Below are 25,162 nucleotides of genomic sequence, written 5' to 3' on the forward strand. Positions count from 1 at the left end.
CTCCCCTTCCCGTCGAAGCCGTCGCCGCCGTGCGGTACGGCCCCGAGGAGCCGTGATGCCCGAAGCACCACCGGACGACCGGCCCGCGCTGCACGTCGAGAACGTCGACGTGACGTACGGGCGCGCCCTGTCCGCCCTCCGCTCCGTGTCCCTCACCGTGCCGCACGGCGGCGTCGTCACCCTGCTGGGCGCCAACGGCGCGGGCAAGACGACCCTGCTGCGGGCAGTGTCCGGCACCCTGCGCCTGCACCGCGGCGCCATCACGGCCGGCCGCGTCCGCTACGGCGACACCGTGCTCGACGGCAAGGACCCCGTGAGGGCGGTACGCGCCGGAGTCGTCCAGGTCCCGGAGGGACGGCGGGTGTTCGCCGGGCTCACGGTCGACGAGAACCTGCGCAGCGGCGGACTCGGACTCGGCCGCCGGGGCCGGGCCCAGGTCCACGAGGCACGGGAGCGCGTGTTCACGCTCTTCCCCCGGCTCGCCGAACGCACCCACCAGGCCGCGGGACTGTTGTCCGGGGGCGAGCAGCAGATGCTCGCCATCGGCCGCGCACTGATGGCCGCTCCCCGCCTGCTGCTCCTCGACGAGCCGTCCCTCGGCCTCGCACCGCAGATGGTGCACCGGATCGCCGAGGTGATCCGCGAGATCAACACGCAGGGCACCGCCGTGCTCCTGGTCGAACAGAACGCGGGTATGGCCCTCTCCCTCGCCGACCACGCCCACGTCCTCGAGGTCGGCGAGACCCGCCTGTCCGGCCCCGCCGAGGAACTCTCCCGCACCGACGCCGTACGCCGCCTCTACCTGGGCGAGGCGGCCGAGGACCGGACGGCCGACGACGGGGTGGCCAAGGGCCGGGGGGCGGCGTGAACGACCGCACCACCACCGCGCCGCCCGTGCTCGACGTACGGGACGTCACCGTGCGCTTCGCCGGACTCACCGCCCTCGACACCGTCTCCCTCACCGTCGCACCCGGCACGGTGCACGCGATCATCGGACCCAACGGCGCCGGCAAGTCGACCTGCTTCAACGTGCTGTCCGGCCTGTGCCGCCCGGCCGCCGGCACGGTGACCCTCGGCGGCACCGAACTGACCCGGCTCGCTCCGCACCGCATCGCCGCGCTCGGCGTGGCCCGCACCTTCCAGAACATCGTCACCACCCACGGCACGGTCGCCGACAACCTGATGCTCGGCCGCCACGCCCTGACCCGCGCCGGCTTCGCCGCCACCGCCCTGCGTCTGCCGGGCGCCGTGCGCGAACAGCGCGAACACCTCGCACGGGCCCGCGAGATCGCCGAACTGACCGGCCTCGGAGCCCACTTCGAAAGCCCCGTCGCCCTCCTGTCGTACGGCGACCGCAAACGCGTGGAACTCGCCCGCGCCCTCTGTCTGGAGCCACGCGTGCTCTTGCTCGACGAACCGGTGGCCGGGATGAACGCCACCGAACGCGCCCGCACCGCCGAGGTCGTCGGTGAACTGCGGGCCGAACTCGGCCTGTCCGTCGTCCTCGTGGAACACGACATGGGACTGGTCATGCGCCTCGCCGACGACGTCACCGTGCTCGACTTCGGCCGGTCCATCGCCCACGGCACCCCCGACGAGGTCCGCCGTGACCCCGAGGTGCTGCGCGCCTACCTCGGTACCGACACCCAGGGGGAGGACGCGGCATGACCGTATTCCTGGACAACATCCTCGGCGGCATCGCCCTCGGCGCGGTCTACGCGCTGGTCGCCCTCGGCTTCGTCGTCATCTTCAAGGCGTCCGGCGTCCTCAACTTCGCCCACGGCTCCCTGCTCCTGTTCGGCGGCTACCTGACCGCCGTCCTCCACGACGACCTCGGCTTCGCCGGCGCGCTGGCACTGGCGGTCCTCACCACCGCCGCCCTCGCGGGCGCCCTCGACCGGTTCCTGCTGCAACGCGGCGGACAGGACGCGCACTCCGCCCATGTGCAGACCATCGTCACCATCGGCATCGACATAGTCCTGCTGACCGATCTGGCCCGGCGCATCGGCGGCGACCTGCTGTCCCTCGGCGACCCCTGGGGTGACGCCGTGACCGAGCTCGGCCCGGTGACCGTCGCCGACAGCCGGCTCGCGGCGATCGTGGTGTCCGCCGTGGTCATCGGCGGCGTGTTCGCGCTCTTCCGGTTCACCTCCTGGGGGCTGTCCCTGCGGGCGGCGGCCGAGGACATCGAGGCCGCGTCCCTCATGGGCGTACGACTCGGCCGGGTCCGCGCGATCGCCTGGTGTCTCGCGGGCGCGCTCGCCGCACTCGCCGCCGTGTTCCTCGCCGCCTTCCCGGCACCCGGCCTGGAACGCAGCACCGGCCTGATCGCGCTCAACGCCTTCCCCGCGGCGATCCTCGGAGGCCTCGCCTCCCCGACCGGAGCCCTCGCGGGCAGCCTGCTCATCGGCCTGACCGAGGCACTGGTCGTCGGCTACCAGTCGGACCTGCACGTCCTCGGCGAGGGCTTCGGCGACGTCGCCCCGTACGCGGTGATGCTGCTGGTGCTCCTGGTACGGCCCACCGGGCTGTTCGGCGCGAAGGGAGCAGCCCGTGTCTGACCGCATTCCCACAGCCCTGACCGGCCGCGGGGCACGGATCGTGCTCCTCGCCGTCGTCCTGTGCCTCCCGCCGTTCTACCTGGACGCCTTCTGGCTGCGCATCGGTCTGTTCTCCATGGCGGCCGCCATCGGCGCCATCGGACTCGCCCTGCTGACCGGCACCGCCGGACAGCTCTCTCTCGGCCACGCCTTCTTCCTCGCCGTCGGCGCCTACGGCTACACCTGGCTCGCGGGCGAGCCCGGCCCGGGGCTGCCGACCGCCCTCGCCGCCCTCCTCGCGGTACTGCTGGCCGGCGCGGCGGGCGGGCTGTTCAGCCCCGTCGCCGCCCGGGTGCGCGGCATCTACCTGGGCATCGCCACCCTCGCCCTGGTCTTCCTCGGCCACCACGTGCTGCTGACCGCCGACGGCATCACCGGCGGATTCAACGGCCGTTCCGTCCCCCCGCTCAACCTCGGCGGCTTCACCTTCGGCGCCGACGGCCCCGAACTCACCGTGCTCGGCGTGCCGTTCGGCGCGGAGGAGCGGCTGTGGTTCCTGGGTCTGGCGCTGTTCGCGGTCACCTGGTTCACCGCCCGCGGCCTGCTGCGCGGACGCCCCGGCCGGGCGCTTGCCGCCCTGCGCGACAGCGAGACCGCGGCCGCCGTGATGGGCGTCGACGTCGCCCGCCACCGCTCGGCGGCCTTCGTGGTGTCGTCCATGTACGCAGGGCTCGCGGGCGTTCTCCTCGCCCTCTCCTTCCGCCGGGTCGTTCCGGACTACTTCTCCCTGGTCCTCTCCGTCGACTACCTCGCCATGATCGTCATCGGCGGGCTCGGCTCCGCCGCCGGAGCCACCGCCGGCGCCGTCTTCGTCACCGCGCTCCCGCTGCTCATGACCCGCTACGCCGACCAGCTCCCCCTGGTGGCAGCCCCCGGCTCGGGCGACGGCTCCATCGGCCCCACCGAGGCTGCCCGCTACCTCTACGGCGCCGCGATCGTCCTCGTCCTGCTGTACGCGCCCGACGGCCTGCACGGACTGGCCCGCCGGGCCCGCGACCGCGTACGGCGCCGACGCCCCCGAGCCCCCGCCACCGACCCAGTCCAGACACCACCGCAACCGGCCGCAGCCGCACGACCCAAGGAGCACACCCCGTGAACACCACGCATCACCGGCCCCGCACCCGGCGCCGCACCAGCGGCGCCGCCCTCGCCGGAGCCCTCGTCCTGCTGCTCGTGGCCACCGGGTGCAGCTCCAAGGCGGACGACGGCAACGGGGGCGGCGAATCCGCCGACGGCGTCCGCACCGGCCCCGGCGTCAGCGCCGACACCATCCGGCTGGGCGCCCTCACCGACCTCACCGGCCCGTACGCCACGCTCGGCAAGAGCATCGTGCAGGCCCAGCAGATGTGGGCCGACGAGACCAACGCCGACGGCGGCATCTGCGACCGCAAGATCGAGATCGTCGTCAAGGACCACGGCTACGACGTGCAGAAGGCGGTCACCGCCTACGCCGACATCGCGCCGGACGTAGTCGCCCTGCCCCAGGTCATCGGCTCGCCCGTCGTCGCAGCCCTGCTCGACGACGTCGAACGCGACAAGGTGCTCACCTTCCCGCAGGCCTGGGCCGCCTCCCTGCTCGGGAAGGACGCCATTCAGGTCCTCGGCACCACCTACGACATCGACATGATCGCCGCGGTCGACTTCCTCACCCGCACCAAGGGAGTGAAGAAGGGCGACACCATCGGCCACGTCTACTTCGAGGGCGACTACGGCGCCAACGCGCTGGAAGGCTCCACCTGGGCGGCGAAGCAGGCCGGGCTGAAGATCGCCGGGCAGAAGATCCAGGCCACGGACACCGACCTGTCCGCACAGGTCTCCGCCCTGCGCAAGGAGGGCGTCAAGGCCGTCCTGATCAGTGCCGGACCCGCCCAGACGGCTTCTCTCGTCGGCGTCGCCGCCTCCCGCGGTCTGAGCGTCCCCGTCGTCAGCAGCGCACCGGGCTACGCGCCCCAGCTCATGGAGACCCCGGCCGCGCCGGCCCTGGCCGCCATGCTGCACGTGGTGAGCGCCGCACCCGCGGTCAGCTCCGAACTGCCGATGGTCCAGCGCATGGTGACCTCGTACAAGAAGAAGTACCCGGACTCGCCGGTCGACTCCGGCGTGCTGTCCGGCTACAACGCCGCACAGCTCATGGGGGCCAATCTGAAGGCGGCCTGCGACGCCGGGGGCCTCAGCCGCGAGGACGTCGTCAAGGCGCACCGCTCGCAGAAGAACGCCGACACCGGCCTCGGCACCGCACAGAACTTCTCCGACGTCGACCGCCCGGCGAGCGTCGAGACGTACGTCCTCAAGCCCGACGCGAAGGCGACGGGTGCCGTGGTGAACGCCGAGGACGCGCACACCGCACCGGGCGTCGAGGAGTACCTGTCCGGGCGGTAGGCGCATCGCGCCGTCCGGCCCGCCCCGGCGGACCCCGAGGAGGGGAACGCCGGGGCGGGCGTGTGCTCGGGCGGGGCGGGGAACGGGCGGTGCGAGGGTGGCGGAACGGTGGCCTCAGCCGGGGAGGACCCGGGGAGAACGGTCCGAGGCCGGCCAGACGTACGGCAGGTCGTCCGGCTCCCCGGGGAAGCACTCCGTGTAGAAGGCCGGGTCCTTGCGCACCAGGGCCGAACGGTGGCTGCGGTGCAGGGCGTCGTCCCCGAGCCAGGGTGGCAGTTCACCCGCCTCGGCCAGTTCCCCCTGACCGCGCACCGGTGCGCCGGGCCGGAGGGTGGCCAGATCGGCGACGAGCGTGGCGGCGCAGCTGTCCTGGTGCCCCCGGTCGCGCCAGACCCGGCAGATCTCCAGGCCATAGCGCACCAGCGCCTCCTCGTAGCCGGTCCACATGCGAACCGCCGGGTGCCGGCGCCACCCGTAGCCGGGCACGATCAGGCCGCGCAGGACCTGGAGGGCCTCCACTCGTTGCTTGCCGAGCCGGCGCCGGTCGAGCACCGACGCCGACCGGTGGAAGCCTGGATAGGGCAGGAATGTCTGCATCAGGCCGTCCCGGGGGCTGGGGCCACCGTGGCCGCGGAACGCGGCCCACCCCGTCGCAGTTCCCCTTCCGCCGCGGTGCACACCCCGCGGCTCAGCCCAGGTTGCCGAGACGGGCCTCGCGCCACAGGTCGACGCCGCCGTCGATGGCGTACTTGTCGATCTCGGCCAGCTCCTCGCCGCTGAAGTCGAGGTTGTCCAGCGCGGCGACGTTCTGCTCCAGCTGCTCGGTGCGGGACGCGCCGATGACCAGCGAGGTGACGCGCCGGTCCCGCAGGGCCCAGGCCAGCGCCATCTGCGCCAGCGTCTGCCCACGGCGGGCCGCGATGTCGTCGAGGGCGCGCAGACGGTGCAGCATGTCGTCCGTCAGCCACGCGGCGTCGAACGACTTGCCCTGCGTCGCCCGGGAATCCTGCGGCACACCGTCCAGATAGCGCCCGGTCAGCAGCCCCTGGGCCAACGCCGTGAACCCGATGATCCCGAAGCCCTCCTCCTGGGCCACGTCCAGCAGCCCCTCGGTCTCGATCCAGCGGTTCAGCATGCTGTACGAGGGCTGGTGGATCAGCAGCGGAGTCCCGAGGTCCCGGAGGATGGCGACCGCCTCACGGGTGCGCTCGGCGTCGTAGGAGGAGATGCCGACGTAGAGCGCCTTGCCCTGGCGGACCGCGGTGTCCAGCGCGCCCATGGTCTCCTCGAGGGGAGTGGTGGCGTCGAGCCGGTGGGAGTAGAAGATGTCCACGTGGTCCAGGCCCATCCGCTCCAGCGACTGGTCCAGCGAGGCGAGCATGTACTTGCGTGATCCGCCGCCCTGACCATAGGGCCCCGGCCACATGTCCCAGCCGGCCTTGGTGGAGATCACCAGCTCGTCCCGGTAGGGGGCGAGGTCCTGCTTCATCAGCCGGCCGAAGTTGACCTCCGCGGCACCGTAGGGCGGTCCGTAGTTGTTCGCGAGGTCGTGGTGGGTGATGCCGAGGTCGAAGGCGCGCAGCGCGATCTCACGCTGGGTCCCGAAGGCCCGGTCGTCACCGAAGTTGTGCCAGTAGCCCAGGGACAGCAGGGGGAGGTCGAGCCCTGAATGCCCGGTGCGCCGGTAGCGCATGGTGCCGTTGTAGCGCTCGGGATTGATCACGTGGTTCATCGGGTGGTCTCCGGGTGCGATTCAGGGGTGTTCCAGGGGCTGGGGAACCCTGCCCACATTGCCTCCGCACGATCCGGAAGTCCAACCTGTCCTTTTCATGGAATTCAGCGATGCCGCTTCTGGACCGAAGGGCAGGTACGGGTTCGGTGGGGAGCAGGGACCGGCGTGCGGGACCGGCGAGGGCCGATTGACGGATTGCCGCCCTCGCCGGGCGGGCAGGGAGGCAGTGAATGTCATGAGCACGACTAACCTGCCCCCACAAGGAGGTCGACCATGCACATCCGTACGCTGACCGGAAGCCTGGCCGCGGTTCTGGTGCTTTCCTCTCCCCTGCTGTGGGGCGGCCAGGCCGTGGCCGCCCCGTCCGGCGCGCCCGAGCCGGCGTCGGCCGCCCGCCTGCTCACCTATGACGCGAGCGGCTCCGCGGAGTTCAGGTCCGCCGTCGACCGGGGCGCGGCGATCTGGAACGAGAGCGTCGACGCCGTGGAACTCCGCCCGGCCGCGTCCGGGCAGCGCGCCAACATCCGGGTCCTGGCGGACAACGGCTGGCCGCGCGCCCTGCCCACCACCCTGGGCAACGGCACGGTCTACATCGGGCGCCAGGCCGTGAACCAGGGCTACGACACGATCCGCATCTCGGCCCACGAGCTCGGTCACATCCTGGGTCTGCCGGACCGTAAGCCAGGACCCTGCTCCAGCCTGATGTCCGGCTCCAGCGCGGGAACCGCGTGCGCCAATCGTCACCCGAACGCGGCGGAGAAGGCGGAGGTCGAGGACAACTTCGCGGGTGCCCTCTCCGGTGCACCGGAACGGACGGAGCAGACAGGGGCGACGGGGCCGGTACCTCGAGCCGTGCTGATCAGGGACTGACCGGCAGTCCCGCCGTGCGCACCGGACCACCCCGCACGCTGCTCACCTGTCCGATGTGACTACCGAGGTGAATGCGGCTATGGTTGACGCAGGTCAAGGCGCCGGAACTCCCGGAGTCCTTCCGTGCGTTGGTGGTCCAAGGAAAGACGCCCCGCTTCCTGCGGGGAAATGCAGGTGCAAGGCCTGCCCAGCGCTCCACCGCAGGCCCCGCCCCCGAAGGCTCGTCCGGGGGCGGGGCCTGTGCCGTTGGCGCTACGTGCCTCGGGGGCCGCTCGGGCCGTTGGGCCGGGTCACGCCGTGTGCAGGGTCAGACCGTAGCGGCTCAGGATCTCGTTGACCGGCTGGAACCAGGTCTGGCCGCCGGAGGAGCAGTTGCCCCAGCCACCGGAGGTGACACCCTGCGCCTGGTCACCGCTGATGAACGAGCCGCCCGAGTCGCCGCCTTCGGCGCAGACGCTCGTCTTCGTCATCTGATGCACCGCGCCCTGGCTGTAGTTGACGGTCTCGTTCTTGGCCAGCAGCGTGCCGCAGTGCCAGCGGGTCGTGGATCCCGAGCGGCAGATCGAGGCGCCGACCGGAGCCTCGTTCGAGCCCCGTACCAGCTGGTCGGAGACCGTGCCCCAGCCGAGTACGACCGGAACCGTCCACCAGCCGCTGCCCACGTTGACCCACGCGTAGTCGTTGCCCGGGAACGAGGAGCCCTGGAAGTTGCCGATGTACGAGCCGTCCCAGCCCCGCACCTGGCCGCCCACGCCGCCGCAGTGCCCGGCGGTCACGAAACCGCCGTGGACCGAGAAGCCGATGGAACAACGGACGTTGCCCGTGTAGTAGGGATCGCCGCCCACCGTTCCCGCGGCGAAGGTCTCGGCGGCCGCCCGCACGGTGCGCACGGTGACCGGTCCCGCCTCGCGGGCCTCGGAGAGGAACCGCCGGACATCGTTGTCGGTCCGCTCGCCCTTGACGACGTTCACGACCACCGTGTTGGCGGCCGGGTCCACGGACCAACTGCTCACGCCCGACGGCGCGTCGAGGCGGTCCAGGTGTGACACGGCCGCGTCGAGCCGCCGGGCGCTGTGCTCGACGGTACGGACGGCCGCACCGGAGGACCGGAGGCTGCGGACGGTGGCGGCGTCGGCGTCGGGGGTGACGGCGACGGTCAGCTTCTCGCTCTTCGCGTCGAACCAGGCGCCGCCGTACGCCGGTCCGGCGGTCTCGCGGGCCTTGGGCTCGAGTTCGGTGGCCCGCTGTTCGGCGGCGAGCCGGGCCTCGGCCTCGGCGGGGGAGAGGCCGAAGTCCCGCTGCATGGCTTGCAGCAGGGCAGTGGAGGCGGGTGCGGACTTCGCCGACGTGGCGGAGGTGGCGGGGGAGTCGGAACCGGGGGTGTCGCTCGCCGAGGCGGGCAGGGTGCCGACCGCGGTCCAGCTGCCGATCATGAAGAGTGCGGCCACGCAGGCATGCGTGAGTCTGGTGCGTCTCATGGACGGTGCCCTTCGTCGTTCCAGCAAGGTGGGGGTGGAACAAACGCAATCTGAGAGCGCTCTCATTCGAGTCGAGCAGAGCCTAGCGGGCCCGGACTATCAGGTCCATGCCAATGACGGAACCCGGTGCTTCGTTCACCGGCCGCCCGCTCGCCGAGGGTGCTGTTGGGTGCCATGGGACGTACGGTGCCGGTTGCCTCCGGTCAGCCGTTGCCGGGCGGCCGGTGTGCCGGGGGCAGCATGTGCGGGTGGGACCGGCCGCGGCGCCGCCCGTTTTGCCCTTGCGCCGGGCGGGCCGCGGTGGTCGTTGCTGTGGCCGTGACCGGGGCAGGAAAGTGCCGGAGAGGAAACCGGAGGGGAAACAGGAGGACGGGGCGAGCGCGCTCGCCAGCCGTCCCGTCGCCCACCGGACGCCGTCTTCGGGTCGGCGAGCACGACGAGCAGGTCCTCCCTCCACATCCCGCTGGACCACGTCCGACAAGGGATGCCCGGCCTCCCGTGCGAGAACCGAGGCCTGCCGGGACAGCTCGCAGACGACACGCCTCCTCGGGCCCGGAACGCCGGAGCAGGTTGGCCGCCCATGCCGCCAGGGTGGGCCGGCGCACGCGGGGAGGTGCCGGGCCCCGTCACGCCGCCCGGTGGTCCGGGCGGCTGCGGCCGGCTCTTCGCGCCGGAGGGCGAAGTCGGACGGCGGGACGGGTGGCGGGACGGATGGCGAGGTGAACGGTCCTTCCACCGGGCAGCGGGCGTGACCGGTGGTGCGACAGCGAAGCCATGCGGCCGGCGCGTTCCGATGTGTGTTCAGTGACCATGCCCAGGTCTTGACGACGCAGGAGGCGCTCGGCACTACTGGAAGGCGTCCCGGGCGCACGTTCTGTGGGGGGCTCGCCCGGTGCCGGCCCGGTATGCCCACCCCCGCCGGGACGCACGTCGGGAGGTGACCGGTGCGGCCACGATGGGCAGCGGTGGTACTCCTGCTGACGTCGGCACTGCTCCTGCACCTCTGCCCGCCCACCGTCGGGGCGAACCGGTACGGCCGGCCGGCCGGGTACATGCAGGCGGACGCCCACACAGGTGCACGCGCCATGTGGGCGCACCCCATGTCGGCGACTTCCACGAGCCCGGTTCACCCGATGGCGGTTCACCACATGGCCCACGCACCAACCTCCGAGGCCGCCCCAGCGGCAGCCCTCACGCCCCTCGCCCCGGACGCCCTCGAGCCCCGGCGCGCGGAAAAGCCCCTTCCCACTCCACAGGACACGGATCCCCACCGCCCCTTCGTCCGCTCGCCGAGGACCGCCGGAGCGGTTGGAGCGGCGCCGCGCACCGCGGCGAACACGCAGGTGAACACGGTCCCCACGAAACGGACCGCCCCCGACGCGTACCCGTCGGGCACCTCACAGGACCCGGAGCCGGCGCTCCCGGCCCCCGACGCCAGCGACCTGCAGACGTTCCGCTGCTGAACGACGGCAGTGCCGCCCGAGGCCTGCACCGCGCGGCCCGAGCACTGCCCGGCGAACCCGCGCCCCGCACGGCACCGCAGCAGGCAGGCTCGCGTGCGTTCCGGCACCCGTGACGACACAGGAGACCCGCATGCCCCGAAAGCGCCTTCTCGTTCTGCGGCCGGACGAACTCGGCCCCGGCGAGCACAAGACATGGAGGCACCTGCGCACCGAGTCCGGCGCGCCGGAGAACCCGTTCCTCGACCCGGCGTTCACCACGGCCGTCGGGCACGGCAGGCCCGGTGCGAGGGTCGCCGTACTTCAGGAGGGCGGCACCCCCGTCGGCTTCTTTCCCTACGAGAAGGGGCCGTTGGGACAGGGCCGGGCCATCGGGCTCGGCGTGTCGGACAGTCAGGGGGCCGTCCTGCGCCCCGGAATCCGGGTGGACCCCCGCCGGCTCCTGGCCGCCTGCGGGCTCTCCTCGTGGGAGTTCGACAACCTGGAGGCCGGTCAGCACCACTTCGTCCCGCACGCCACCGAGCGACTCGTGAGCCCGGTCGTCGACATCGGTGAGGGCTTCGCCCCGTACACCGCCCTGCTGCGGGCGAACGCGCCCGGCTTCCTCAAGCAGACGCTGGCCAAGGAACGCAGACTCGCCCGTCAGGTCGGCGAGGTGCGGTTCGTGTACGACGCGCGGGACCCGGACGCGTTACGGGCACTGATGCGCTGGAAGTCCGCGCAGTACCGGCGCACCGGGCGCCGGGACCGGTTCGCACAGCCGTGGATCACCGCCCTGGTGGAACGGCTCGCCGGCGGCGACGACCCCGAATGCCGCGGACTGCTCTCCGTGCTGTACGCCGCCGGGCGCCCCGTGGCCGCCCACTTCGGGCTGCGCTCGCCCACGGTTCTCTCCTGGTGGTTCCCGGCGTACGACCGCGACTACGGCAAGTACTCGCCGGGGCTGGTGCTGCACCTTCGGATGCTCGAGGCCGCGGCAGCCGACGGGATCCGCATGGTCGACCTGGGCAGCGGGCCGGCCCGCTACAAGGACTCCCTGAAAACCCGGGAACTGCCCGTCTACGAGGGCGCCGTGGTACGTCCGGTACCGGGCGGGGCAGCGTACCGCCTGAGCCGCGAACCGGCGCGGGCGGCCCGCCGCTTCGTCCGCGACCGTCCCCGGCTGGCCGGTGCGGCCCGGCGTGCGCTGGAGGAGGCGGGGCGGTTGCGCCACCGGTGAGGCCCTCTCGCGTACGCCGAGGCCCGTACGCGGGGGTTGCTCCCGCGGTGGGACACCCGCGGCGTCCGGGCCCGGCACCGTGGGGCAGGTGAAACTCCGCCGCCCCGCACGCCGGGCTTTCCCCGTCGTCCATGTCGTCTCCTGCGCGAGCCGGCTCGGGCCCACCCCCGGTCTGCCCGCACCCGTGTCATGCCACCACCGGATCCGCGGTCACTGCGGAGACGCCGGTCCGGGCTACGAAGCTCTTCGCAGGCCGGCTCATGGTTCCGCTCGCCCTGCTCACCCTGATCAGCGGACTGGTGCTGTCCCCGGGCACCCCGTGGGGACTGGCGAGGCGCCGGTGGGGCCGGACGCAGTTCTGGCCGGCCCCGGCCGGCCTTCGCGCTGCGGCCGGGGGTGAACGCGGGGGTGACCGCAGTGCCCGCGAAGCATCCCCTGCCGGGCCTGCCGGGCCCGGCTGCGAGCCGAGGCCCGCGCGCCGAAACCGGCCGGACCGGTGGACGCCCGGGCGCCGGGCGCTCGCCGCCCCGTCAGGAGCGCCTGACACGTGTCGACGCAGCCGGCGCATTTCCCGAAACGGGGGCAAGAGCCCGCCCGGCCCGCCACCGTGGGCCGGGGGGAGTGGGGCCGGGCATCTCGGGTAGTCGCGCCATGTGATCGGTGAGTGAAGGCGGATCGGATGGAACCAGTTCCTCTCGACGAAGGGGACCCGGCGCCCGGCGCACCGCGGCGGGCGTCCTACGCGCTGGACGGCGACGGCGCGTGGATAGCGGAGGCCCGGCGGCTCGCCGAGGCGTTCCTGACGCGCGTTCGGGCGGAGGATGGGCTGCCCGTGTCGAACTACGCGGTGGAGGTCACCCAGCTCGTGGTGAGCGAGCTGGTCACCAACGCCCGCAAGTACGCGCCCGGTCCCGTCCGGCTGGATCTGCGCATCGCCGGCGACGCCCTCGAGGTGATGGTCCGGGACGGCAGCACCGCGCTGCCCGTGGCCGGGAGCGCGAACCCGGACCGGGTGGGCCGGCACGGCCTGGAGATCGTGCTGGCCGTCGCCCGGGTGGTGGACGTGCAGCCCGAGCCGACCGGCAAACGCATCACGGCCCTGATCCCCCTCATGGAGACCGGCGGCCGGTGACGGCGCCCGCCGGGGCGACGCACGGTGCCGCGCGGCGGTTTCCCGGCCCGGACGCCGGGGAATCGCCGCCTACTGCCGACGCGTCCCCGGCTCAGGATGCCGGGGCTCAGGCACCGACGTAGGACGCGAGGTGCTCGGCAGTGAGGGTGGAGCGGGCGGCGACCAGGTCGGCGGGGGTGCCCTCGAAGACGATCTTGCCGCCATCGTGCCCGGCGCCCGGCCCGAGGTCGATGATCCAGTCGGCGTGCGCCATGACCGCCTGGTGATGCTCGACGACGACCACCGACTTGCCGGAGTCGACCAACCGGTCGAGCAGGCCCAGCAACTGCTCGACGTCGGCGAGGTGGAGGCCGGTGGTCGGCTCGTCCAGGACGTACACGCCGCCCTTCTCCGCCATGTGCACGGCCAGCTTGAGCCGCTGCCGCTCGCCGCCGGACAGCGTGTTCAGCGGCTGACCGAGGGTGAGATAGCCGAGCCCCACGTCGGCGAGCCGGCCGAGGACCCGGTGCGCCGCCGGAGTACGGGCCTCACCGGCGCCGAAGAACTCCTCCGCCTCGGCCACCGACATCGCGAGCACCTCGCTGATGTCCCGGCCGCCGAAGCGGTGCTCCAGCACCGACGCCTGGAACCGCTTGCCCTCGCAGTCCTCGCAGGTGCCGGCCACCCCGGCCATCATCGCCAGGTCGGTGAAGACGACACCGGCACCGTTGCAGGTGGGGCAGGCGCCCTCGGAATTGGCGCTGAAAAGAGCCGGTTTGACGCCGTTGGCCTTGGCGAACGCCTTACGGACCGGCTCCAGCAGCCCCGTGTACGTCGCCGGGTTGCTCCGCCGCGAGCCGCGGATCGGGCCCTGGTCCACCGACACCACGGCCTCGTCGCCGGCCCCCGACTGCTTGACCAGCGACCCGTGCACGAGCGAACTCTTGCCGGAACCGGCGACACCGGTGACGACCGTGAGCACACCGAGAGGGATGTCGACGTCGACACCGCGCAGGTTGTGCGTCGTCGCCCCCCGGATCTCCAGCGCCCCAAAGGGCTCGCGCACCGACTCCTTGAGCGTCGCCCGGTCGTCGAAGTGGCGGCCCGTGACGGTGTCACCGCGCCGCAGCCCTTCGACGGTCCCCTCGAAGCAGACGGTGCCGCCCGCCGTACCGGCACCGGGGCCGAGGTCGACGACATGGTCGGCGATCGCGATCGTCTCCGGCTTGTGCTCCACGACCAGTACCGTGTTGCCCTTGTCCCGCAGCCGCAGCAGCAGGTCGTTCATCCGCTGGATGTCATGCGGGTGCAGGCCGATGGTGGGCTCGTCGAAGACATACGTGATGTCGGTGAGCGGGGAACCGAGATGGCGGATCATCTTGACGCGCTGAGCCTCGCCGCCGGACAGGGTGCCCGACGGCCGCTCCAGCGCGAGGTATCCGAGCCCGATCTCCACGAAGGAGTCGAGGGTGCCGCCCAGCGAGGTGAGCAGCGGCGCCACCGAGGGCTCGGACAGGCCGCGGACCCACTCGGCCAGCTCCCGGATCTCCATCGCGCAGGCGTCGGCGATGGAGATGCCCCTGATCTTCGACGACCTGGCCCCCTCGCTCAGCCGGGTGCCGTCGCACTCGGGGCAGGTGGTGAAGGCGACCGCCCGCTCCACGAACGCCCGGATGTGCGGCTGCATCGACTCCCTGTCCTTCGACAGGAACGACTTCTGGATCTTGGGGACCAGCCCTTCGTAGGTGAGGTTGACGCCCTCGACCTTCACCTTGACCGGCTCCCGGTACAGGAAGTCGTGCATCTCCTGCTCGGTGAACTCCCGGATCGGCTTGTCCGGGTCGACGAAGCCCGACCCGGCGTAGACCCGGACGGTCCAGAAGCTGTCCGACTTCCAGCCCGGGATGGTGAACGCGCCCTCGGACAGGGACTTGGTGTCGTCGTAGAGCTGGCCGAGGTCGATGTCGGAGACGCTGCCCCGGCCCTCGCAGCGCGTGCACATCCCACCGGTGCGCTCGTAGGTCGCCTTCACCGCCTTCTTGTCGCCACGCTCGACGGTGATCGCCCCGCTCGCCCGGACCGAGGCGGTGTTGAAGGAGAACGCGCTGGGCGGGCCGATGTGCGGAGTGCCGAGCCGGCTGAAGAGGATACGCAGCATCGCGTGGGCGTCGGTGACGGTGCCGACCGTGGAGCGGGGATCGGAACCGATCCGCTGCTGGTCGACGATGATCGCGGTGGTCAGCCCTTCGAGGACGTCGACGTCGGGCCGCGCCGGGGTCGGCATGAAACCCTGTACGAAGGCGCTGTACGTCTCGTTGATCAGCCGCTGCGACTCCGCCGCGACCGTGTCGAACACCAGCGAGCTCTTGCCCGAGCCGGAGACGCCGGTGAAGACGGTCAGCCGGCGCTTGGGGATCTCGACGCTGACGTTCTTGAGGTTGTTCACACGCGCGCCGTGCACACGGATCAGTTCGTGGCTGTCGGCGCCGTGCGATTTTGGCGACTGCGTCCTCGTTCTCGTGGCCATGCTGGGGCTCCCGTCCTCTCGTAGGTGTTCCGTGGTCCGATCCGTGGCCCGGGGACGGGCTCAGCGCGCCTCCTGGATGCGGATCAGGTTGCCCGAGGGATCACGGAAGGCGCAGTCGCGCACACCGTACGGCTGCTCGGTCGGCTCCTGGACGACTTCGGCGCTCTCGGCCCCCTGCAGCTTCGCGAACACACCGTCGAGGTCGTCGGTGGCCAGCAGCAGGCCGGCGTAGGTGCCCTTGGCCATCATCTCGGTGATCACACGCCGCTCGTCGTCGGTGACACCGGGGTCGGCGGCCGGCGGGGTCAGCACGATGGACGTGGCGGGCCGGCCGACGGGACCGACGGTGATCCAGCGCATGCCGCCGTACCCGATGTCCTTGCGGACCTCGAAGCCGAGGGTGTCGCGGTAGAAGGCCAGGGAGGCCTCGGGGTCGTCGTGGGGGAGGAAGCTCGCGTGAATGGTGATGTCCATGGGTGTCACGCTAGAGGGGCCCGGCTCCGGAAGCTTCTCGATTCCTGACCGGTCTGGTCACCTGCTTCGCCACGCACGCCGGCATCCCCTCCGTGGCGTCCGCGGCGAGGCGTCGGTAGGCGCTCGGTGACATGCCGACGAGTTCGGTGAAGCGCGTGCTGAACGTGCCCAGCGACGAGGAGCCCACCGCGAAACACACCTCGGTCACGCTCAGGTCGCCGCGGCGGAGCAGGGTCATGGCCCGCTCGATGCGCCGCGTCATCAGATAGCTGTACGGAGACTCGCCGTACGCGGCCCGGAACTCCCGGCTCAGGTGCCCGGCCGACATGTGCACGCCCCGGGCGAGCGCCTCGACGTCCAGCGGCTGCGCGTACTCCCGGTCGATCCGGTCGCGGACCCGGCGCAGTCGCGCGAGATCGCGCAGCCGCTGTGCCGGGGCGGGTGTGCCGGTCATGTGCGAAATCGTACACACGCGGGCCGTCCGGCCAGGGCGGAATCCCCGGAGCGGACGGGCGTGGACGGAACAACAGGGGGCCCGGCATGGTTGAGACCGGTGCGCGTACGGCCGCGGCCGTACGGGATCATGAGTGCGAGGCGGACGTGTCCGTCGAAGGACGCGGCAGAAGGGCGAGACGAGATGACGAGGACCGAGGAGAAGGCGCTGCTGGCGGGCGGCTGTTTCTGGGGCATGGAGGAGCTGATCCGCACGTTCCCGGGCGTCCTGAGCACGCGCGTCGGCTACAGCGGCGGCGACGTCCCCAACGCCACGTACCGCAACCACGGTACCCACGCCGAGTCGATCGAGATCACCTACGACCCGGCGGTCACCGATTACCGCACGATCCTGGAGTACTTCTTCCAGATCCACGACCCGAGCACCAGGAACCGGCAGGGCAACGACATCGGGCTGAGCTACCGCTCCGCCATCTTCTACTTCGACGACGAGCAGAAGCGCGTCGCCGAGGAGACGATCGCCGACGTCGACGCGTCGGGTCTGTGGCCGGGACCCGTGGTCACCGAGGTCGCACCGGCCGGCCCGTTCTGGCTGGCCGAGCCCGAGCACCAGGACTACCTCCAGCGGTACCCGGACGGCTACACCTGTCACTTCGTACGTCCCGGCTGGCGCCTGCCCCGGCGCGCGGAGGCCTGAGCCGCCGAGGTGTACGGCGCCGGGGCTCCGGCCCGGAGCCCCGGCGCTCGGCCGATGCCCGGACCGGCCTCGGCCGGCTCGATCGCCGCTTTGGGGCCGGCCCCACCGGTACCGATCACCGGGGTCCCCGGCCGGGAGAGCGGGCAGGCGTCCGTCAGCCGAACTGGCCGGGCCGGTAGTCGCCGGCGGGCTGCTGGTTGATGACGTTGATGCGGTTGTAGGTGTTGATGACGGCGATGAGGGAAACGAGGGCGACGAGCTGGTCCTCGTCGTAGTGCTTGGCCGCTTCGGCCCATGCCTCGTCGGTGACGCCGCCGGCGGCGTCGGCGATACGGGTGCCCTGTTCGGCGAGTTCGAGTGCGGCGCGTTCGGCCTCGGTGAAGACGGTGGCCTCGCGCCAGGCGGCGACGAGGTGGAGACGCTGGGCGGTCTCACCGGCGTGGGCGGCGTCCTTGGTGTGCATGTCGGTGCAGAAGCCGCAGCCGTTGATCTGGCTGGCGCGGATCTTCACCAGTTCCTGGGTGGCGTGCGGCAGGCCCGAGTCGGACGCCACCCTGCCCGCCGAGTTGATGTGCTTCAGCACCTTGGCGCCGAGTGCGTTGCCGAAGAAGTCGAGACGGGCGTCCATGGTGATCTCCTGGGTCGTGATTGCGGTGACGTATTCCTGACGGGACAGGTCGCCGGGGTGTGACAGGACCCGGGGTGTGATCTGCGTCTCCCTTCTGGGGCGCATTCGTCGGAAAGCACTCGGGCGGGATACGGCGTGGCCGCGGAGGCATGATCGGGAGCGGCGGACGGACGATAGCCTGGCCGCGTGCAGGATCGCGCCTCCTCACGAGAGGGCACCCGCTGACACCCGGCCCGGGTACGGGAACAATGAGGGGCCGGGAAGCCGGGCAGGAAGCACGGACGGGGAGCGGAGCGTCGGTGAGCGAGCGTCAGGAATGCGACTGGACGGACATGACGCCAGGAGATTTCGACCGGGACGCTCCGCTGTGCCTGAACGTGGGCACCGGACCCGTCGTGGTCCCGGCGGAGCCCGACGAGTACGGCACGGCGCCCCTGTTCGGCGAGGAGGCACCGGCCCGGCGTCCCGGCCCGCGCCGTCCTTTGCGCGGCGGCGCCCCCGCCGAGCAGGAGCACCTGTTCTGATCCTGCCCGGTGCGCAGCCGCACGCTGTCAGCCCTCGCGCAGGGTGCGGGCGGGCAGCAGGACGTGGGCGGCGGACCGCAGGGTGTTCTGGTCCGAGGTGAACGCGTCCAGGGCCGCGAGGTCGCCGGGCTCGGAGCCGGCCGGCCAGGGCCGGGTGGTGAAGACGAGGTACACGTAACCGCGTTCACCGGCGGCGTCGGCCCACTTCGGCGGTGGGACGAACTGGGCGTCGAAGCCCGGCATGGTGAGCGCGGCCGCTCCCGGCACGACGACGACACCGGACGGGCCGGCCTCCCCGGTGGCGTCGACGAGGCGGCCCTGGGGAGACAGGCCCGCCCCGCGCAGCAGGTGCCGTACGGCGTCCGCGGTGACGTCCGGGCCGTTTGCCCCGTTTCCCAGGGAACAGGCGAGAAGGAAGGGGACGCCGCCATCCGGTGTTTCCCTGCGCCAGGCCATGACGACGACGGAACCCAGGTCGGCGGAGTTCCAGGACTGTGCTGCGGTGGAGGTCGTGGACACCGCGAAACCGTATCGGCGCGGCGGCCCTCATCCGGTCGGCAGTCACCCGTCCGGGCGATACCCGCGGCTGCTCTCCACGCGTACGAGGGATGAACGGCCGCCCGGGGCAGCCTGGTTCGGGGTTCCTGGGTTCGAAGCCCGACGGATCGCGGGGTGTTCCCGGTGTGACGACATGGCGACATGGGGGACCGCGAACACGACCGCAGGCAGGTCACCGGTACGTAACGCAAACTAAGGGTAGGCTAACCTTGCGGCGTGAAACCTGGTGAAGAGGCGCCCCCGGGCCTGCGCGGCCATGAACTGGCGGCGACCGATGTGACCGTGGCGTACGACGGCGTGGACGTCGTCCACGCCGCGGCGCTGACCCTGCGGCCCGGCGAAGTGACGGTACTGGTCGGTCCCAACGGCAGCGGCAAGTCGACCCTGTTGCGCACCGTGGCGCGGCTCCAGACGCCCCGTCTGGCCACGCTCACGATCGACACCGACACCGACGGCCTGGCCCTCGGCCCCCGTGAGTTCTCCCGCCGCGTGGCCCTGTTGCTGCAGGGACGACCCACGCCCAGCGGCCTGAGCGTGCGGGACGTCGTCGAGTTCGGCCGCTATCCCCACCGGGGCCGCTGGGGTGGCGCCGACCCCGGCGGACGCGCCGCCGTCGACCGCGCCCTCACCATGACGGGCGTCGCCGAACTCGCCGACCGGGGCGCCGAACACCTCTCCGGCGGACAGCTCCAGCGCGTCTGGCTGGCCGGCTGCCTGGCCCAGGAGACCGGAGTTCTCCTCCTCGACGAACCCACCACCTACCTCGATCTGCGCTACCAGGTCGAACTCCTCGACCTGGTCCGCGATCTGGCGGACGACCAGGGCATCGCCGTCGGCGTCGTCCTGCACGACCTCGACCAGGCGGCGGCCGTGGCCGACCGGATCGTGCTCCTCGCCGAGGGGCACATCGTCGCCGAGGGCACGCCCGAGGAGGTCCTGACGCCGCAGCGCCTGACCGAGGTCTACGGCATCCGGATCGAGGTCGGCACCGACCCGCTCACCGGCCGGCTGCGCACCCGTGCGATCGGCCGCCACCACACCCGTACCGAAAGGCTCAGCACCCTCTCATGAGACGACTCCTGCTCACCGCGCCCGTGGCTGCCACGGCCCTCCTGCTCACCGCCTGCGGAACCACCGAACCCGCCGCCACCGAGGCGAAGGAGTCCGCCGAGGCCATCACCCTGACCGACGCCTCCGGCACCAAGGTCGTACTCGACGGCCCCGCCAAGAACGTCGTCGGCACCGAGTGGAACGTCGTCGAGACCCTGATCTCGCTCGGCGTCGAACCGGCCGGGGTCGCCGACGTCAAGGGCTACAAGACCTGGAACACCGCCGTCCCGCTCACCAACGAGCCCAAGGACATCGGCACCCGCGGCGAACCCAGCATGGACACCATCGCCTCGCTGAAGCCCGATCTCATCGTCGCCACCAGCGACCTGCAGCCCAATGCCATCAAGCAGCTGCGCGAGGTCGCCCCGGTCCTTACGGTCACGTCCGCCGACGCCTCCGACCAGGTGGGCCAGATACTCGAGAACGTCGACCTCGTCGCGAAGGCCACCGGCACCACCGAGCAGGCCGCCACGCTGAGGAAGGACTTCGACGCGAAGCTCGCCGAGGGCAGGAAGACCCTGGCCGATGCCGGTCTGGACGGTTCCGAGATCGCCTTCGCCGACGGCTACGTCACCTCCAACCAGGTCTCCGTGCGCCCGTACACCTCCGGCTCCCTCATCGGTGCGGTCAACGAGCGGCTCGGGCTGAAGAACGCCTGGAAGATGGAGGGCGACAAGGCCTACGGCCTGGCCGCCACCGACGTCGAGGGACTGACCGACCTGGGCAAGGACGTGCAGTTCACGTACATCGGCAGCGACGGGGACGCCAACAGCGACCCGTTCGGCAACCAGCTCGCCAAGAACTCCGTGTGGAAGTCCCTGCCGTTCGTGAAGGCCGGTGACGTCCACCGGCTGCCCGACGGCATCTGGATGTTCGGCGGTCCCGGCTCGATGGGGGCGTACACCGACGCCGTCGTCGAGGCGCTGACGAAGTAGCGCGATGGCCGTCACCGCCACGCCCGGTCCCGTCCGTCCGAAGACGGCTCCGGCCCCGGCCGCGTCCCGGACGGGCGCGGCCGGGGTGACCGGGGCACTCGTGCTCCTGGTCGCCGTCCTCGCCGTCGTCGACATCACCCAGGGCACGGCGGCCGTCGGCCCCGCCGAGGTCCTCAAGGCGCTCACCGGCCGCGCCGACCCGGCCGACGCGTCCGTCGTCATCGCCTCACGGCTGCCCCGGATGGCCGCCGGGCTGCTGGTGGGCGCCGCGCTCGGCATGGCCGGCCTCGCCCTGCAGGCCGTCAGCCGCAACGTCCTGGCCTCCCCGGACACCCTCGCCGTCAACGCGGGCTCCTACCTCGCCCTCGGCGTCGTCGCCGTCACCGGTGTCCCACTGCCCCTGCTCGCCTCCTCCGGAGTCGCCTTCGCCGGCGGCCTCGTGGCGGCGGCCGTCGTCCTCGGGCTGTCCGGGCTCGGGTCGGGAACGGTACGGCTGGTGCTCGCCGGCACCGCGCTCGCCCTCGGCCTCACGGCCGTCACCCAGAGCCTGCTGCTGCTGTTCCCGGAGCAGACCGAGGGCCTGTACCAGTGGAACCAGGGGAGCATCGCCCAGAACGGCTTCGACGGCGTGCTCCGGATGCTGCCCGTCGCGGTCGTCGGCCTGGCCGGCCTGCTGCTCGTCGCCCGCCGGGTCGACGCCCTCGCCCTCGGCGACGACGCGGCCCGCGGGCTGGGCGTCCCGGTGCGCGCGACCCGCGTCACCGCGGTGGTCCTGGCGACGCTGCTCTCCGCGGCGGCCGTCACCCTCGCCGGGCCGATCGGGTTCGTCGGCCTGTGCGCCCCCGCCCTGGTCCGCCCCCTGGCGCGCTGGTTCCGCGGCGTCCACCGGCTGCGGGCGGGTGTGCCGGTCGCCGGGCTGGTCGGCGCGGCGCTGGTCCTCGGGGCGGACGTGCTGCTGCGTACGTTCGTGAGCGCCGACATCTCCGTCGCGGTGCCCACCGGTGTCGTCACCAGCCTCGTCGGCGCGGTGTTCCTGGTCGTCATGGCGGCCCGGCTCCGTGACACCGCGGGCTCGCCCGCGCCGGACGGACTGCGGATCCGCAGCCGTGCCGTCTTCGTGGCCTGGCTCGTCGTTCTGAGCGTCGCCCTGGTCGGTCTGACGATCGCCGCGACGCTCGTCGGCGACAGCATGCTCCTGCTGGGCGACGTGCTCAACTGGATGCAGGGCCGGGCCGGCCGGACCGTCTCCTTCGTCCTCGACACCCGGATCCCGCGCGTCCTCGCCGCGCTTCTCGCGGGGGCGGCCCTGGCACTCGCCGGCACCCTGGTGCAGGCCGTCACCCGCAACCCGCTCGCGGAGCCCTCGGTCCTGGGCGTCTCGGGCGGCGGCGCGCTCGGCGCGGTGATACTCGTGACGACGGTGCCCGCCGCCGGGGCGTGGAGCGTCGCCGGGGCGGCGTTCGCGGGGGCCGCCGCCACCGCCGTCGTCGTCTTCGGGCTCGCGGCGCGCGGAGGCTTCCAGCAGAACCGGCTGGTACTCGTCGGCGTCGGCGTGGCGGCCGGGACGACGGCCCTGATCAGCCTGCTGATCGTGCTCACCGACCCGTTCAACGCCACGAAGGCCCTCACCTGGCTGTCGGGCTCGACCTACGGCCGGACCATGCCCGACGTCCTGCCGCTGGCCGTCGTCCTCGTCGTCGGCCTCGCGGTGGCGGCCGTACGGCACCGGGAACTCGACCTGGTCTCCCTCGACGAGGACACCCCGCGGCTTCTCGGACTCCGGCTGGCGCGCGGCCGGCTGGGTTTCCTCGTCGTCAGTGTCCTGCTCACCGCCACCGCGGTGGCCGCCGCGGGCACCATCGGGTTCGTGGGCCTGGTCGCCCCGCACGCGGCACGGGCCCTCGTCGGACGCCGGCACACCCGCGTCCTTCCGGTCGCGGTGCTGCTCGGTGCCGTACTGGTCTGCACCGCCGACCTGTTGGGCCGCACGGTGATCGCACCGGCCCAACTGGGCGCCGGCCTCATGACGGCCGTCATCGGCACGCCGTACTTCCTGTACGTGCTCGTGCGCAGCCGGCGGTAGCGGAAGAGGAAGCGGGGGTGCCGCCGGGCCCATGGGCAACCGGCGGCACCCGGCCGGCAGACCGGCGAAAAGGGTCAGCCGAAGGCCCTGACCGCCTGGTAGTAGGTCCACGCGGTGCTGTTGCAGGCGGTCTTCGTGCCGCCGGTGTAACGGGCACAGACGCGCTTGAGATCCTCGTGGAAGGCGCTGTCGAGGCGTGCCTTGTTGGCGTCGAAGGAGCCGGCCGCCTTGTAGTTGCGGTAACCGAAGTCGTGGCGTGCGCAGGAGGTCGAGAAGGGGAAGCCGAACGGGTTGTCGGGGGAGGTGGAGCAGTAGTCGGTGCTCCAGTCGAACCCGTAGGCGGTCCAAGCGGCCTGGTTGGACCGGGCGGCGACCCACTGGTTGTAGCTCGACGCGCTGGTCTGCGTCCAGCCGGAGAGGACCTGCGGCTTGTCGGAGGGAGCGGCCTCGGCGGCGGTGGCGGTGCCCAGGACCCCGACGGCGGCGAGAGCCGAGGTGGCCAGAGCGGTGGCGAGCTTACGGTGCATCCCACACCTCCAGTGACTGTGACCCGACCACCGGGCCACAGGTGCATGACAAGAAGATGCCCGTGGTGTCCGCGCCTTCACACCCCGGCCGGTTTAACAGTCCGTCAATGTCCGGTCCCGCCAGGCGTCTTGATCATGCCGTACGGGTGAACTCGCCGGTTGCCGAACAGGGTTCGCGTTATGGGGTGCCGGCTCCGGGGTTCCCGGAGCCGGCAGGGGTGAGCGGGGAATAATCACTGGGCCGCGTAGGGGCAGGGCAGTTATGCTCCTGCGATGACCACTCACTTCGTTCAGAGAACGGGGGTCCCGTCCGCGCAAGGTGAGCGCTGATGCTCACACCGACCGCGAGCGGGGACACCCGTCTTTCCCTCTGGCTGCGCGTGCGGAAGTTCGCCGTGCCGCCCTCCGTGATCGAGACCGCGACCGCCCGCCGTCACGTCGGCGACTGGGCGGGGGCCTGTGCCGCCGCGGGCATCGACGTCGACCTCGATCTGCGCTCCCTGGCCCGCACCCACGGCCGGGACCTCACGGCCGAAGTCCGGTCCGATCTACGCCACTTTGCACCCGATCTGCTGCGCTGGCAGCTGCCGCGGATCGCTCCCGACGGACTGCTGCGTCCGGGACTGACCCTCGCCCTGGCCCGGTACGGCGGTGACGGCGACGACCGCCTCGGGGCCGGCCCGGTGTACCTGGTGGTCCGGACTCCGCCCGCCTGGGCGGACGGCGGCCAGCGGTTCGGCCTGGACCTGTGGGACGGCCGGCGGCTCCGGCGCGCCGCCCGTCACCATCCGCACCCGCGTCCGAGCCCGCGCTTCCGCCTCGATCTGCACCGCCACCTGTGGGACGCCCGCCGAAGTGGCGAACTGCGGTCACGCTCCGGGGCGGACCGGCCGGCCGACGCCAACGACCGGTCGGCGCCGCCGGGCGCACCGGAGCTGCTCCCGCCCGGTCATCGCTGTGCCGTCGACCGGTGGCGCGACGAGGCCGCGCTCGTGCTGCGCGACGCGGGGTGCACGAGCGGCACCGTCGTCGCGCGGATCGGCAACGGGCGCCGGCTGCTCCTGCACCTGGCCGGCGACGGGGGCGACGTCCCGGCACCGCGCGGTCTTCGGCTCTCCCGAGTGCCCGTCGACGGCAGTACCTCCACCCTGCCCGTCCTGCCCTACGCGGCCACCCACGTACTCCCCGACCTGGACCTGCTCCGCACCGGTGCGCTCGACCCCGGTCGGCTGCACCCGCTGGTCGCCTCGGCCCTCGCCCCGGACTCCGTACCGGAGCCGGTGCCCGGGAGGGTGCCGAGCGCCGCCCGGCGCGCACCGGTCCCGGAGCAGGAGCCGCGTCTCGTGGAGTGCCGGGGCGAGCGGCACCGGATCGGGCCGGCCGGCGGGGTGCTGACCGCGCTGGACCACGACCCGGCCGAGATCCGGCGGGAGGAGCTGCTGGCCGCGCTGACGGGTACGCCCCTGCCCTGCCTCCAGGCCATCGACCGGGCACACCGGCGCCCGGACTGCCTCACCGGCGTACGCGAACGCCTGGACCACGGCGACATCACCGGCGCGCTGGCCGTCGTCGAGGGACTGCTGGGTCCCGGCGCGCGCCTGCGCGGCGGCCCGTTGCGGGACGAACTCGAAGCGGCTGCCGAGCGGCGGATCGCCTACGGGCTGTACCGGGCGGGGCTCAGCGGGCCCGCGCCCGGCCGGCTCCCGCCGCGCAGCCGTCGCCCTCACGACCACCGCCCCCACCCGCGCCTCGCCATGTGACGCACCCGTGACACCGCCGGGGCCGGTTCCCTCCGGC

The 25,162-nt window shown here is 72.4% G+C and carries 23 protein-coding genes; 14 read left to right on the forward strand and 9 right to left on the reverse strand.

What is annotated here, in order from left to right; translation table 11 throughout:
* The first annotated feature begins 55 nt into the window (after positions 1 to 55).
* From ACWZEH_RS33200 to ACWZEH_RS33220, 5 genes are read left to right on the forward strand one after another with little or no spacing between them, the layout of a single operon-like run.
* Complete coding sequence (locus ACWZEH_RS33200; protein ID WP_456194758.1) at positions 56 to 868, forward strand: ABC transporter ATP-binding protein; 813 nt, start codon at positions 56 to 58, stop codon at positions 866 to 868.
* Complete coding sequence (locus tag ACWZEH_RS33205) at positions 865 to 1,668, forward strand: ABC transporter ATP-binding protein (RefSeq protein ID WP_456194759.1); 804 nt, start codon at positions 865 to 867, stop codon at positions 1,666 to 1,668. Before ACWZEH_RS33200 ends, ACWZEH_RS33205 begins: the two co-directional genes overlap by 4 nt.
* Entirely contained in the window at positions 1,665 to 2,561 is an 897-nt protein-coding gene (locus ACWZEH_RS33210) for a branched-chain amino acid ABC transporter permease (RefSeq protein WP_456194760.1), read from the forward strand. The genes ACWZEH_RS33205 and ACWZEH_RS33210 overlap by 4 nt, the downstream gene beginning before the upstream one ends.
* Positions 2,554 to 3,696 (forward strand): branched-chain amino acid ABC transporter permease, encoded by a 1,143-nt coding sequence (locus ACWZEH_RS33215; protein WP_456194761.1) that lies wholly within the window; start codon positions 2,554 to 2,556, stop codon positions 3,694 to 3,696. The genes ACWZEH_RS33210 and ACWZEH_RS33215 overlap by 8 nt, the downstream gene beginning before the upstream one ends.
* The gene (locus ACWZEH_RS33220; RefSeq protein ID WP_456194762.1) at positions 3,693 to 4,979 is read left to right on the forward strand and encodes an ABC transporter substrate-binding protein; all 1,287 of its coding nucleotides are present in this window, start codon (positions 3,693 to 3,695) and stop codon (positions 4,977 to 4,979) included. Before ACWZEH_RS33215 ends, ACWZEH_RS33220 begins: the two co-directional genes overlap by 4 nt.
* A 114-nt stretch (positions 4,980 to 5,093) precedes the next feature.
* Here ACWZEH_RS33220 and ACWZEH_RS33225 read toward each other — a convergent pair whose 3' ends face one another.
* Together ACWZEH_RS33225 and mgrA are read right to left on the reverse strand one after the other, a co-directional pair.
* Complete coding sequence (locus ACWZEH_RS33225) at positions 5,094 to 5,576, reverse strand: MSMEG_6728 family protein (protein WP_456194763.1); 483 nt, start codon at positions 5,574 to 5,576, stop codon at positions 5,094 to 5,096.
* A gap of 91 nt (positions 5,577 to 5,667) precedes the next feature.
* A complete protein-coding gene (gene mgrA / locus ACWZEH_RS33230; RefSeq protein WP_456194764.1) occupies positions 5,668 to 6,711 on the reverse strand; it encodes an L-glyceraldehyde 3-phosphate reductase in 1,044 nt (347 codons plus the stop codon).
* Positions 6,712 to 6,984: 273 nt separating this feature from the next.
* Here mgrA and ACWZEH_RS33235 point away from each other — a divergent pair, with 273 nt between their 5' ends.
* Positions 6,985 to 7,581, forward strand: coding sequence for a snapalysin family zinc-dependent metalloprotease (locus tag ACWZEH_RS33235; RefSeq protein WP_456194765.1), 597 nt, complete (start codon positions 6,985 to 6,987; stop codon positions 7,579 to 7,581).
* Positions 7,582 to 7,871: 290 nt separating this feature from the next.
* On the opposite strand, the gene ACWZEH_RS33240 is transcribed toward ACWZEH_RS33235, so the two are convergent.
* Positions 7,872 to 9,059: a S1 family peptidase gene (locus ACWZEH_RS33240; protein ID WP_456194766.1), complete on the reverse strand. Its 1,188-nt coding sequence runs from the start codon at positions 9,057 to 9,059 to the stop codon at positions 7,872 to 7,874.
* Positions 9,060 to 10,652: 1,593 nt separating this feature from the next.
* On the opposite strand from ACWZEH_RS33240, the gene ACWZEH_RS33245 reads away from it, so the two are divergent.
* A complete protein-coding gene (locus tag ACWZEH_RS33245; RefSeq protein WP_456194767.1) occupies positions 10,653 to 11,738 on the forward strand; it encodes a GNAT family N-acetyltransferase in 1,086 nt (361 codons plus the stop codon).
* Positions 11,739 to 12,417: 679 nt separating this feature from the next.
* Positions 12,418 to 12,870: an ATP-binding protein gene (locus ACWZEH_RS33250; RefSeq protein WP_456194768.1), complete on the forward strand. Its 453-nt coding sequence runs from the start codon at positions 12,418 to 12,420 to the stop codon at positions 12,868 to 12,870.
* A gap of 106 nt (positions 12,871 to 12,976) precedes the next feature.
* On the opposite strand, the gene ACWZEH_RS33255 is transcribed toward ACWZEH_RS33250, so the two are convergent.
* The 3 genes from ACWZEH_RS33255 to ACWZEH_RS33265 are packed head-to-tail and all read right to left on the reverse strand — an operon-like array spanning position 12,977 to position 16,304.
* Positions 12,977 to 15,376 (reverse strand): ATP-binding cassette domain-containing protein, encoded by a 2,400-nt coding sequence (locus ACWZEH_RS33255; protein ID WP_456194769.1) that lies wholly within the window; start codon positions 15,374 to 15,376, stop codon positions 12,977 to 12,979.
* A gap of 60 nt (positions 15,377 to 15,436) precedes the next feature.
* On the reverse strand, positions 15,437 to 15,850 hold the full coding sequence (locus ACWZEH_RS33260) for a VOC family protein (protein ID WP_456194770.1): 414 nt from the start codon (positions 15,848 to 15,850) through the stop codon (positions 15,437 to 15,439).
* Positions 15,851 to 15,860: 10 nt separating this feature from the next.
* Positions 15,861 to 16,304, reverse strand: a complete 444-nt coding sequence (locus ACWZEH_RS33265) for a helix-turn-helix transcriptional regulator (protein WP_456194771.1) — start codon at positions 16,302 to 16,304, stop codon at positions 15,861 to 15,863.
* A gap of 183 nt (positions 16,305 to 16,487) precedes the next feature.
* On the opposite strand from ACWZEH_RS33265, the gene msrA reads away from it, so the two are divergent.
* Entirely contained in the window at positions 16,488 to 17,000 is a 513-nt protein-coding gene (gene msrA, locus ACWZEH_RS33270; protein WP_456194772.1) for a peptide-methionine (S)-S-oxide reductase MsrA, read from the forward strand.
* Between the two features lie 154 nt (positions 17,001 to 17,154).
* On the opposite strand, the gene ACWZEH_RS33275 is transcribed toward msrA, so the two are convergent.
* Positions 17,155 to 17,628, reverse strand: a complete 474-nt coding sequence (locus tag ACWZEH_RS33275) for a carboxymuconolactone decarboxylase family protein (RefSeq protein ID WP_456194773.1) — start codon at positions 17,626 to 17,628, stop codon at positions 17,155 to 17,157.
* Positions 17,629 to 17,927: 299 nt separating this feature from the next.
* Between ACWZEH_RS33275 and ACWZEH_RS33280 the strand changes: the two genes are divergently transcribed.
* Positions 17,928 to 18,152 carry a hypothetical protein gene (locus ACWZEH_RS33280; protein WP_456194774.1) on the forward strand — a complete coding sequence of 75 codons (225 nt, stop codon included), beginning with the start codon at positions 17,928 to 17,930 and terminating at the stop codon, positions 18,150 to 18,152.
* Positions 18,153 to 18,179: 27 nt separating this feature from the next.
* Here the strand turns inward: ACWZEH_RS33280 and ACWZEH_RS33285 are convergent, their stop codons facing one another.
* Positions 18,180 to 18,671, reverse strand: coding sequence for a DUF5949 family protein (locus ACWZEH_RS33285; protein ID WP_456194775.1), 492 nt, complete (start codon positions 18,669 to 18,671; stop codon positions 18,180 to 18,182).
* 255 nt (positions 18,672 to 18,926) lie between these two features.
* On the opposite strand from ACWZEH_RS33285, the gene ACWZEH_RS33290 reads away from it, so the two are divergent.
* Genes ACWZEH_RS33290 through ACWZEH_RS33300 form a run of 3 tightly spaced genes read left to right on the forward strand, consistent with a single transcriptional unit; the run spans position 18,927 to position 22,838 of the window.
* The gene (locus ACWZEH_RS33290; protein ID WP_456194776.1) at positions 18,927 to 19,781 is read left to right on the forward strand and encodes an ABC transporter ATP-binding protein; all 855 of its coding nucleotides are present in this window, start codon (positions 18,927 to 18,929) and stop codon (positions 19,779 to 19,781) included.
* Entirely contained in the window at positions 19,778 to 20,755 is a 978-nt protein-coding gene (locus ACWZEH_RS33295) for an ABC transporter substrate-binding protein (RefSeq protein ID WP_456194777.1), read from the forward strand. The genes ACWZEH_RS33290 and ACWZEH_RS33295 overlap by 4 nt, the downstream gene beginning before the upstream one ends.
* Before the next feature lie 4 nt (positions 20,756 to 20,759).
* On the forward strand, positions 20,760 to 22,838 hold the full coding sequence (locus ACWZEH_RS33300) for an iron ABC transporter permease (protein WP_456194778.1): 2,079 nt from the start codon (positions 20,760 to 20,762) through the stop codon (positions 22,836 to 22,838).
* A 74-nt stretch (positions 22,839 to 22,912) separates the two neighbouring features.
* Here the strand turns inward: ACWZEH_RS33300 and ACWZEH_RS33305 are convergent, their stop codons facing one another.
* Positions 22,913 to 23,365 carry a phospholipase gene (locus ACWZEH_RS33305; protein WP_456194779.1) on the reverse strand — a complete coding sequence of 151 codons (453 nt, stop codon included), beginning with the start codon at positions 23,363 to 23,365 and terminating at the stop codon, positions 22,913 to 22,915.
* A 329-nt stretch (positions 23,366 to 23,694) separates the two neighbouring features.
* On the opposite strand from ACWZEH_RS33305, the gene ACWZEH_RS33310 reads away from it, so the two are divergent.
* Positions 23,695 to 25,125 carry a hypothetical protein gene (locus ACWZEH_RS33310; protein WP_456194780.1) on the forward strand — a complete coding sequence of 477 codons (1,431 nt, stop codon included), beginning with the start codon at positions 23,695 to 23,697 and terminating at the stop codon, positions 25,123 to 25,125.
* Positions 25,126 to 25,162: the final 37 nt, after the last annotated feature.

The organism is Streptomyces yamdrokensis (genome assembly GCF_053890455.1).

Excerpts from the sequence above, each read along its gene's own strand:
- ACWZEH_RS33200 (WP_456194758.1), top strand. The coding sequence starts at position 56 with ATGCCCGAAGCACCACCGGACGACCGGCCCGCGCTGCACGTCGAGAAC.
- ACWZEH_RS33210 (WP_456194760.1), top strand. The coding sequence starts at position 1,665 with ATGACCGTATTCCTGGACAACATCCTCGGCGGCATCGCCCTCGGCGCG.
- ACWZEH_RS33225 (WP_456194763.1), bottom strand. The coding sequence starts at position 5,576 with ATGCAGACATTCCTGCCCTATCCAGGCTTCCACCGGTCGGCGTCGGTG.
- mgrA (WP_456194764.1), bottom strand. The coding sequence starts at position 6,711 with ATGAACCACGTGATCAATCCCGAGCGCTACAACGGCACCATGCGCTAC.
- ACWZEH_RS33235 (WP_456194765.1), top strand. The coding sequence starts at position 6,985 with ATGCACATCCGTACGCTGACCGGAAGCCTGGCCGCGGTTCTGGTGCTT.
- ACWZEH_RS33240 (WP_456194766.1), bottom strand. The coding sequence starts at position 9,059 with ATGAGACGCACCAGACTCACGCATGCCTGCGTGGCCGCACTCTTCATG.
- ACWZEH_RS33245 (WP_456194767.1), top strand. The coding sequence starts at position 10,653 with ATGCCCCGAAAGCGCCTTCTCGTTCTGCGGCCGGACGAACTCGGCCCC.
- ACWZEH_RS33250 (WP_456194768.1), top strand. The coding sequence starts at position 12,418 with ATGGAACCAGTTCCTCTCGACGAAGGGGACCCGGCGCCCGGCGCACCG.
- ACWZEH_RS33255 (WP_456194769.1), bottom strand. The coding sequence starts at position 15,376 with ATGGCCACGAGAACGAGGACGCAGTCGCCAAAATCGCACGGCGCCGAC.
- ACWZEH_RS33260 (WP_456194770.1), bottom strand. The coding sequence starts at position 15,850 with ATGGACATCACCATTCACGCGAGCTTCCTCCCCCACGACGACCCCGAG.
- ACWZEH_RS33265 (WP_456194771.1), bottom strand. The coding sequence starts at position 16,304 with ATGACCGGCACACCCGCCCCGGCACAGCGGCTGCGCGATCTCGCGCGA.
- msrA (WP_456194772.1), top strand. The coding sequence starts at position 16,488 with ATGACGAGGACCGAGGAGAAGGCGCTGCTGGCGGGCGGCTGTTTCTGG.
- ACWZEH_RS33275 (WP_456194773.1), bottom strand. The coding sequence starts at position 17,628 with ATGGACGCCCGTCTCGACTTCTTCGGCAACGCACTCGGCGCCAAGGTG.
- ACWZEH_RS33295 (WP_456194777.1), top strand. The coding sequence starts at position 19,778 with ATGAGACGACTCCTGCTCACCGCGCCCGTGGCTGCCACGGCCCTCCTG.
- ACWZEH_RS33300 (WP_456194778.1), top strand. The coding sequence starts at position 20,760 with ATGGCCGTCACCGCCACGCCCGGTCCCGTCCGTCCGAAGACGGCTCCG.
- ACWZEH_RS33305 (WP_456194779.1), bottom strand. The coding sequence starts at position 23,365 with ATGCACCGTAAGCTCGCCACCGCTCTGGCCACCTCGGCTCTCGCCGCC.
- ACWZEH_RS33310 (WP_456194780.1), top strand. The coding sequence starts at position 23,695 with ATGCTCACACCGACCGCGAGCGGGGACACCCGTCTTTCCCTCTGGCTG.